8 protein-coding genes are annotated in these 8,013 nt (G+C 49.9%); 6 read left to right on the forward strand and 2 right to left on the reverse strand.

Going from position 1 to position 8,013, the window contains the following annotated elements:
- Position 1: 1 nt before the first annotated feature.
- The gene (leuS, locus tag WC259_RS03190; protein WP_372643150.1) at positions 2 to 2,443 is read right to left on the reverse strand and encodes a leucine--tRNA ligase; all 2,442 of its coding nucleotides are present in this window, start codon (positions 2,441 to 2,443) and stop codon (positions 2 to 4) included.
- Between the two features lie 173 nt (positions 2,444 to 2,616).
- Between leuS and WC259_RS03195 the strand changes: the two genes are divergently transcribed.
- The 6 genes from WC259_RS03195 to WC259_RS03220 all read left to right on the forward strand — a co-directional run bounded on the left by WC259_RS03195 (position 2,617) and on the right by WC259_RS03220 (position 6,971).
- Positions 2,617 to 3,924, forward strand: coding sequence for an NAD(P)/FAD-dependent oxidoreductase (locus WC259_RS03195; protein WP_011308808.1), 1,308 nt, complete (start codon positions 2,617 to 2,619; stop codon positions 3,922 to 3,924).
- A 3-nt stretch (positions 3,925 to 3,927) separates the two neighbouring features.
- Complete coding sequence (locus WC259_RS03200) at positions 3,928 to 4,458, forward strand: GrpB family protein (RefSeq protein WP_012984125.1); 531 nt, start codon at positions 3,928 to 3,930, stop codon at positions 4,456 to 4,458.
- Positions 4,459 to 4,615: 157 nt separating this feature from the next.
- On the forward strand, positions 4,616 to 5,002 hold the full coding sequence (locus WC259_RS03205; protein WP_011308810.1) for a DUF2769 domain-containing protein: 387 nt from the start codon (positions 4,616 to 4,618) through the stop codon (positions 5,000 to 5,002).
- A gap of 190 nt (positions 5,003 to 5,192) precedes the next feature.
- Positions 5,193 to 5,468, forward strand: a complete 276-nt coding sequence (locus WC259_RS03210; RefSeq protein ID WP_012984126.1) for a glutaredoxin family protein — start codon at positions 5,193 to 5,195, stop codon at positions 5,466 to 5,468.
- A complete protein-coding gene (locus WC259_RS03215) occupies positions 5,465 to 5,968 on the forward strand; it encodes a ferredoxin-thioredoxin reductase catalytic domain-containing protein (RefSeq protein ID WP_011928667.1) in 504 nt (167 codons plus the stop codon). The genes WC259_RS03210 and WC259_RS03215 overlap by 4 nt, the downstream gene beginning before the upstream one ends.
- A 91-nt stretch (positions 5,969 to 6,059) precedes the next feature.
- Positions 6,060 to 6,971: a DUF1616 domain-containing protein gene (locus WC259_RS03220; protein WP_372643154.1), complete on the forward strand. Its 912-nt coding sequence runs from the start codon at positions 6,060 to 6,062 to the stop codon at positions 6,969 to 6,971.
- Positions 6,972 to 6,983: 12 nt separating this feature from the next.
- Here WC259_RS03220 and WC259_RS03225 read toward each other — a convergent pair whose 3' ends face one another.
- Positions 6,984 to 7,991 carry a glycosyltransferase family 4 protein gene (locus WC259_RS03225; RefSeq protein ID WP_011308814.1) on the reverse strand — a complete coding sequence of 336 codons (1,008 nt, stop codon included), beginning with the start codon at positions 7,989 to 7,991 and terminating at the stop codon, positions 6,984 to 6,986.
- Positions 7,992 to 8,013 lie beyond the last annotated feature (22 nt).

Genomic DNA, 8,013 nt, shown 5'->3' on the forward strand with positions numbered 1-8,013 from the left:
GTTATTTCACCACAATATTTACTAATTTGCCGGGTACGTATATAACAGTTACGGGGGTTTTGCCCAGCAGATGGGGTTTGACCCTTTCGCTGTTTAAAGCCGTTTCCTTGGCTTCGGCCTCTGAAATTCCGGCCGGCATTTCCAGCCTTTCGCGGAGCTTGCCATTTACCTGAATAATCAGGGTTATAACTTCGTCCTTGGCCAGTTCTTCGTCCCACGTCGGCCAGTTCTGGTTGTGGATTGAATACTCCATGCCCAGATTAGCCCAGAGTTCCTCGGCAATATGGGGGGCAACCGGAGCAAGCATAAGTGCAAAAGTTTGAAGTGTGTTTTGCCAGTTTTCTGCCGAAATGGCCGCCGTTTCCTTTAGCTTTGCCAGACTGTTTGAAAGCTCCATAAGGGCGGCTACCACGGTATTGAAACGCAGCCGTTCAATATCCATGGTTATCTTCTTGGTAGTCTGGTGCAGGGTGCGTTCAAGTTCGCGTTCCGCTTCAGCCGAGGCGGTTTGGGGAGCATATTCCTCGGTAAACAGGTTCCAGACCCGGTTCAGCCAGCGGCTCATGCCCGAAAGGCCGGAATCATTCCATTCGCCGCCCTGATCCCACGGACCCACAAACATCAGGTAAGCCCTGACGGCGTCTGTGCCTACTTCCGCCACCAGATTATCCGGGGTAACCACGTTGCCCTTGGATTTGCTCATTTTCTGGTGGTTGCTGACAATAATGCCTTGGTTAAAGAGCTTTTTAAAGGGTTCGCCAAAGTCTATTATGCCCATATCCCGCAGGGCTTTGGTGAAGAAACGGGAATAGAAAAGGTGCATAACCGCATGTTCGGCACCGCCGGTATAAAGGTCTACCGGCATCCAGTATTTGAGTTTTACCGGGTCAAACGGTCCTTTGTCATAACCGGGGCTGGTGTAACGCAGGAAATACCACGAAGAACACATGAAAGTATCCATGGTATCTGTTTCGCGTTTGGCTTTTCCTCCGCAGACCGGGCAGATGGTATTTACAAAGCCTTCGTTGTATTTTAAGGGGGATTCCCCTCCGCTGCGGAATTCAACATCTTCCGGCAGGAGTACCGGCAGGTCTTTTTCAGGTACGGGCACAATGCCGCATTTTTCGCAGTAGACCATGGGTATGGGGGCGCCCCAGTAACGCTGGCGGGAAATAAGCCAGTCACGCAGTTTGTAGTTTACGGTTTTCTTGCCCCAGCCGTGTTCGGCCAGATAGTCACATACCTTTTCCTTGCCTTCGGTATTCGGCATACCGTTAAAAGGGCCGGAGTTTAACATAACTCCTTCGTTTATATAGGCCACCTCAAGGGGTTTGCCGTCATATGCGGATGGGGCGATGACTGTTATAACCGGCAAATGGTATTTTTGGGCAAAAACGAAATCCCGTTCGTCATGGGCGGGTACGCCCATAACCGCCCCGGTGCCGTAGCTCTGGAGTACGTAATCACCTATCCAGACGGGTACTTTCTGCCCGTTGACCCTGTTGGTTACATATGTACCGGTAAATACCCCGTCTTTTTCCCTTTCGGTGGAAAGGCGTTCAATCTCGGTGCAGGTACGGGACTTCTTTATATAGGCATCCACCGCCGCTTTGTTTTCGGGGGTGGTTATCTTTTCAACCAGCGGGTGTTCGGGTGCCAGCACCATAAAGGTAACCCCGTAGATAGTGTCCGGGCGGGTGGTAAAGACTTTTATCTCTTTTTCAAAAGCAGTTGGGCAGTCAAGGGCGAATGACACTTCCGCTCCGTAGCTTTTGCCTACCCAGTTTCTCTGCATGGCGGTTATTTTTTCCGGCCAGTCCAACCCTTCGTGGTCTTTGAGTTCGTCTGCATAGTTGGTGATGCGGAAAAACCACTGCTCAAGGTCGCGCCGGGTGGTGGGGGTTTCGCACCTCCAGCAAGTGCCGTCTACCACCTGTTCGTTGGCCAATACCGCCTGGCAGCTGGGACACCAGTTTACCGGGGCTTTGGCACGGTAAGCCAACCCGGCTTCATACAGCTTTAAAAAGAACCATTGTGTCCACTTGTAATATTCGGGCAGGCAGGTTATAACCTCCCTGTCCCAGTCAAACATAGCACCTATTGTCTTCAGCTGGCGGCGCATGTTTTCTACGTTATTCAGGGTCCAGATACGGGGGTGGATATTGTGCTTGATAGCGGCGTTTTCAGCCGGCAGGCCGAAAGAGTCAAAACCCACCGGGCGCATTACATTAAAGCCTCTCAGGCGTTTGTATCTGGCAAAACAGTCCGCCGGAACTTCGGCATACCAGTGGCCTATGTGGAGATTGCCCGAGGTATAAGGGAACATGGTAAGGGAGTACCATTTGGGTTTGGGGCTGTCTTCACTGGCGTGGTAAAGGCGGTCTGCCGCCCATTTATCCTGCCATTTTTTTTCTGTTTCCTGCGGATTATATTTTTCGGCCATTTCTGTTTTCCTATCTGAAATATCAGATTATATTACCCCGTACTGCCTGTGCTTTCAAGTTAAGGCGGCTTTTAGGGCTATTTCTATATTGGACGGGAATTGGGTAAAATGAGAAGGCTTAAAAATGTATTATATATAATAGAAAGGCTGGCCGAAAAGGGCCGGTGGTTTTAATGACAGTTAAAGAGATTGTGGTAATAGGGGCGGGTGCAGGCGGGCTTATGGCGGCAGGCCGGGCGGCGGAATGCGGCGGCAAAGTAATTCTGCTGGAAAAATCCGAACAGCCGGGCAAGAAAATGCTTATTTCCGGGCAGGGTAGATGTAATATTTCAAACAGCCGGGATATGGCCGAGTTTATAACCGCTTTCGGCCCTAACGGGCGGTTTTTATACAGTGCTTTCAGCCGTTTTTTCAGGCAGGAACTGGTGGAGTTGCTTGCCCGCTACGGGGTGGAAACCAAGACCGAACGGGGCGGCAGGCTTTTTCCTGATTCGGACAAGGCCGGAGATGTGGTGGGGGCACTGATGAAATATGCCTCAGCCGCTACCCTGATAGCTGGTCAAAAGGTTAGCCAGATACTGGTGAATGACGGGCAAGTTGTGGGGGTCAAAACCGAAAAGGAGACCTTCAGGGCGGATGCGGCTGTGATTGCCACCGGCGGGGCATCTTACCCCGGTACCGGCTCTTCGGGGGACGGCTTTCGCATGGCAGAAGCACTGGGGCATACCATTGTAAAACTCCGTCCGGCTTTAGTGCCTCTGGTAGTAAAGGAAATAGCCCTTGTTCAGAGTATGCAGGGAGTAGCCCTGAAAAATATCCGTCTGACTTCCTACCGCTGTGAAGCGGATAAAATACCTCTTGATTTGATTTTGCAGGACTGGGGGCGGGGCATTACGGGAAAGAAACCGCCTAAAGCGGTTATTGAAAGCCGCATGGGCGAACTGATGATTACTCATTTCGGTCTGGGCGGGCCTTTGACTATGCTGATGGGGCTTCCGGTTGCCGAGGCATTGGAACAAGGGGCGGTGAGTGTGGCTATAGACCTGAAACCGGCGCTATCTTTGGATAAGCTGCGTCTGCGTCTCCAGCGGGATTTTGATACCTTCGGCAAACGCAGTTTTCAAAACCTGCTCTCAGAGCTTTTGCCCCAGAAAATGATAAGGCCGTTTGTAGACCTGACAGGCATAGACCCCTTCAAGTGCGGCGGGCAGATAACGGCGTCTGAGCGTGAAGTTATTTTGGCTAACCTTAAGTGCCTGCGGTTTAATATTACTTCCACTCTCCCCCTGACCTCGGCGGTGGTAACTGCCGGCGGGGTAAATCTAAAGGAGATAGACCCCCGGACTATGGAATCCAAACTAATAAAGGGGCTGTATTTCTGCGGCGAGGTTATGGATATAGATGCGGATACCGGCGGCTACAACCTTCAGGCGGCTTTTTCCAGCGGCTATCTGGCCGGCGAATCGGCGGCAGGGGCATAAAAATTGGTCAGGCGGGTAACGGTAGAGGAGTATAATCCCTGTTGGGCAGAGCAGTATGATGCCGAGGCGGTAAAGCTTCGGGCTTTACTGGCAGATAATCTGCTTGAGATACACCACATAGGCTCAACCGCTGTGCCGGGGCTTAGTGCCAAACCTATAATAGATATTATGCCGGTGGTCAAAGATATATCTGCTATAGACAGGCTTCAGAAAACCTTTGAGCGGGCAGGCTACCTGTATTTGGGTGAATATGGCATTCCGGGCAGGCGTTTTTTGGTGCGGGGGACTGATAAAATACGGTTTGCCCATGTGCATATCTTCGGGGTATCTTCCTCAGATATAGAAAGACACCTTGCCTTTCGTGATTATCTGCGTTGCTATGCGGCAGTGGCAGCGGAATATTCCTGTATCAAAAAGGCGCTGGCACTCAAATTCCCCGAGGACATAGAGGCCTATATAAACGGCAAGTCCGGTTTTGTCAGGGACTTAGAGACCAAAGCCCTGAAGTGGTTCAGGGCAAACCTCCAGACCTGAACCTATTATTCTTTACCCGCCGGAGTCCTCTTGTCTGAAAAGTATAGACATACTTACATAAGTCCGCTATTGACTTTTTCAAGTGGCAAAATTCGGAAATCATCCTGTAATAAATACGTACACTTACTAATACCGCCGGAAGCGGATAAAAAGCATAATGAACATCCGAGTGATTGTTATCGGCTTTCAGAGCCGGTTTTTTGGTGTATGTGACGCAGCCAGCGTTACCGAGAGGAATGTAGTGAGTATGCAAATGCTTTTAAATCAGGATATTATAAATAAGTGTGTATGCCACAAATGTCCTGTACAAAATCAGAGTGAATGCGTTCATACCCAGATGGCTGAGCTGAAAAACAGCCTCAAGGAAACTCCTTTGGATCCGCATAAAATCCCCAAGGCATATTGTGTTAACGGAAAGTCTCTCTGCAAGGGGATTGACCACAGCAAACCCTGCATCTGCGGCAGCTGTGATGTTTATGCCAAATATCACCTGTCCGAAGGTGAACCGGGCGGGTTTTATTGTTTTGAAGGCAAATCTGTTTAGACTGTGCCCCCCAAGGGTTCTTTTTCTGGTTTTCCATCGGTTTATTATTCTTTTTTACCGAATTTAGTTAAGGGGTGATATTTCCTGAATACCGGCGTATGCTTAAAGCTAGGGAATATTTACCGTAAACTTTAAAAGGGATTTTCGCTATAAGTGTCGTATCAGTTTGGGAAGGAGTGATTTTTAACCTATGGAAAAGATTATAGGCAGGAATGCAGGTAAGATTAAACTATATGCCCTAAGTACCTGCGGCTGGTGCCGTTTGACCCGCCAGCTTCTGGCTGAACTGGGAGTAGCCTACGAATTTGAATATGTTGATTTGCTTACCGGAGCGGAACGGGAAAAAGCCGTAAAAGAACTGACGGCTCTTAACCCGTCCAGCTCTTTTCCTACGATGGTTATCGGGGAAAACAGAGTGATAATAGGTTATAAAGAAGCTGAAATACGGGAGGCGCTGAAAGCATGAGTTCAAAACTTCCTGAACCGTCAGAAGGCCCTGTACTTTTTCAGGCACGTCTCAAAAATGAGGCTGAGGCTTCTGGTTATCACCTTAACCCGGATGGGTCTTTTGTAAAGATGCTGGCTGAGGGTTTACTGGCTAACCGCCAGCGTTATGGTTACCCGTCCTGTCCCTGCCGTCTGGCAAAAGGTGATAAAAAGGCTGACTTGGATATTATTTGCCCGTGTGATTACCGTGATGCAGACCTGAGTGAATTTGGCAGCTGCTACTGTGCGCTGTATGTAAATAGCCATATTGCAAAGGGTGAAAAAAAGGCTCAGGCAGTGCCTGAACGCCGCCATTTGCCCGAAACCCGTCCGGAAACAAAGCCTGCCGAAGCTCCTTCCGGGCTGGCTTATCCTGTTTGGCGTTGTCGGGTCTGCGGATACCTGTGCGGGCGTGACGAAGCGCCGGATGAGTGTCCCATTTGCAAGGCAGACAAAGAACGGTTTGAGCGGTTCATGTAGTAAAACCCAAAAGTCCAAAAAGGCTTGCCTGAGAGTGCCATTTGGGTTATCATAGTATCAGGTATTGTGGTTACAGGGCTGGTCTTTTGGGATGAATTTTTTACGCCGTTATGATCTGTATCTAGTTTTATTGTTCATAGTTTTGGCGGTACTGGCAGCCGAAGGCGGCTGGGTGCTGCCTTTGCGGCTGTTATTTGGCGTGCCGCTAGTTCTGATAGTGCCGGGTTATGCCCTGATGTCTGTCTTGTACCCGTCAAGGCTTAGTCTTAGCCGCTCCGGGCGGTTTATGATGGGTTTGGGGCTCAGTTTGTCAGTATCCATATTGGCCGGGCTGGCGCTTAACTATACAGTCGGGCTGGAGCAGGCGAGTGTTCTGTATGCTCTTAGCGGTTTCAGCCTTGTTTTTTGCCTTATAGCCATTGGCCGGAGGCAGCATCTGCCGCCCAATGAGAAACCCGGTCTGATACTAACCCCGCCTGATACCAAAAGGCATTTGCCTCCAAACACCTCCCAGATATTTCTGAATGTGATTCTCACGGTTTGCCTGCTGGGGGTGGGGGGAGTTGCCGCAAAACAGCTGCTACAGGTTTATTCCCCGGCTGAATTCACCCAGTTTTATCTGCTGGGGCTGAATGATACTGCCGAAAACTTTCCCAGCCTGTTTATTTTAAATGATGAACAGGTGGCGGGGGTTAAATATGGCAACCAGCCTGCGGTAGTGGCTGTTTCTGCCCGACTTAAACTGGTAATCTTCAATAGCGGCCAGTCCGAAATGGTTTATCAGGTAGAGGCTTTACTTAACGGCCAGAACTACCGCTTTTCCCTTAAAGAAGGCGGGGAATTTGACGGTCTGGTAAAAGTACCGGTGGATACCATTAAGTCACTTGAGCTTTATTTTGCCCCGTTTGAGGCTGGAGATAACCAAGTGCTGGAAATCTGGCTTTATGCCGGTGAAACCACAGTGTTTACTAAGCCGCTCAAAATTGTCTTCAGCACAGTTTGAAGCGGTCTTTTCTCAGGCTAACAGCTTGGTGTATAGCTCTTTGAGGCTGGTTATTATGAGAGGCCAAGCGCAGGTGGCTACTTTGTGGCGGGTATTGGCCGGCGGATTTTGAGTATAGGCCTGAAAGGCTTTTAAAAATTCAAAATCATCATGGGCGTAGTATAAGCCCTCTCCGGCTGGAAATACTTCCGGCAGAGCCCCGAACGGGGTAGTTATAACCGGCAGATTGGCAGACATGGCCTCCAGTACCGAAAGAGGCATTTCGCTGGAAAAAATCTGGTGGTTGGCATCCTCTTCCAGCAGCATGGGGTATACATAAGCGTCTGCCAGAGCATATAAATCTGCAATATTGGGGCGGAAACTGGTCAATATCATACAACCGCTTTTCCTCAGATTTTCCAGCAGTGTACGGTTAAAGATACCCGGATTTGAGACCGCCATGATTACCTGGGTATCCGGGTTTTGCATTCGTCGGAGCAGGTCCACACCTCGTCCTGCCCGTATTGGTCCCACGTGGAGAAGCAGGAGTTTGTTGTGCGGCAGGCAATACCGGCGGCGAAGTTCGGCTTTGATTTCGGGTGAGACTGGCTGAAAGGTAGCCATGTCCACTCCGTTTGGCAAAATGACAGTCTCTATTCCGGCCTCCCTGAAAAAGGAGGCACTTTTTTGGGACAAACAGATTGCCATGTCCGGTTTTATATAAGGAAGCATATTCCGGACGGTACGGGTATTGACTGGCTGTTGAGCCGAAATCACCGTTTTGGCTCGCGGGGCAGACAGTTTGGCCATCTTCAGGCGGAAAAGTTCAGCGGCATCCGGTTTGCCCAGCAGGTGGATTATATCCGGCTGGAAACGGCGGATACGGTTTAAGCTTCGGGGGCGGGTGAAGTGTTCTCTGGGGCAGAGCAGGAGAAGTATGTCCTTTTCTTTTGAAAGAAAATCAGCCAGCTGGGCCGCCATCTTATAGATACTGCGGTCAGGGCAAACCTTGAAATCACCTATCAGGCAGATTTTTATCATATACGCTCAGGAATATCTGAAG

The organism is Dehalococcoides sp. (assembly GCF_041654235.1).
GTDB classification, from domain to species: Bacteria; Chloroflexota; Dehalococcoidia; order Dehalococcoidales; family Dehalococcoidaceae; genus Dehalococcoides; species Dehalococcoides mccartyi_B.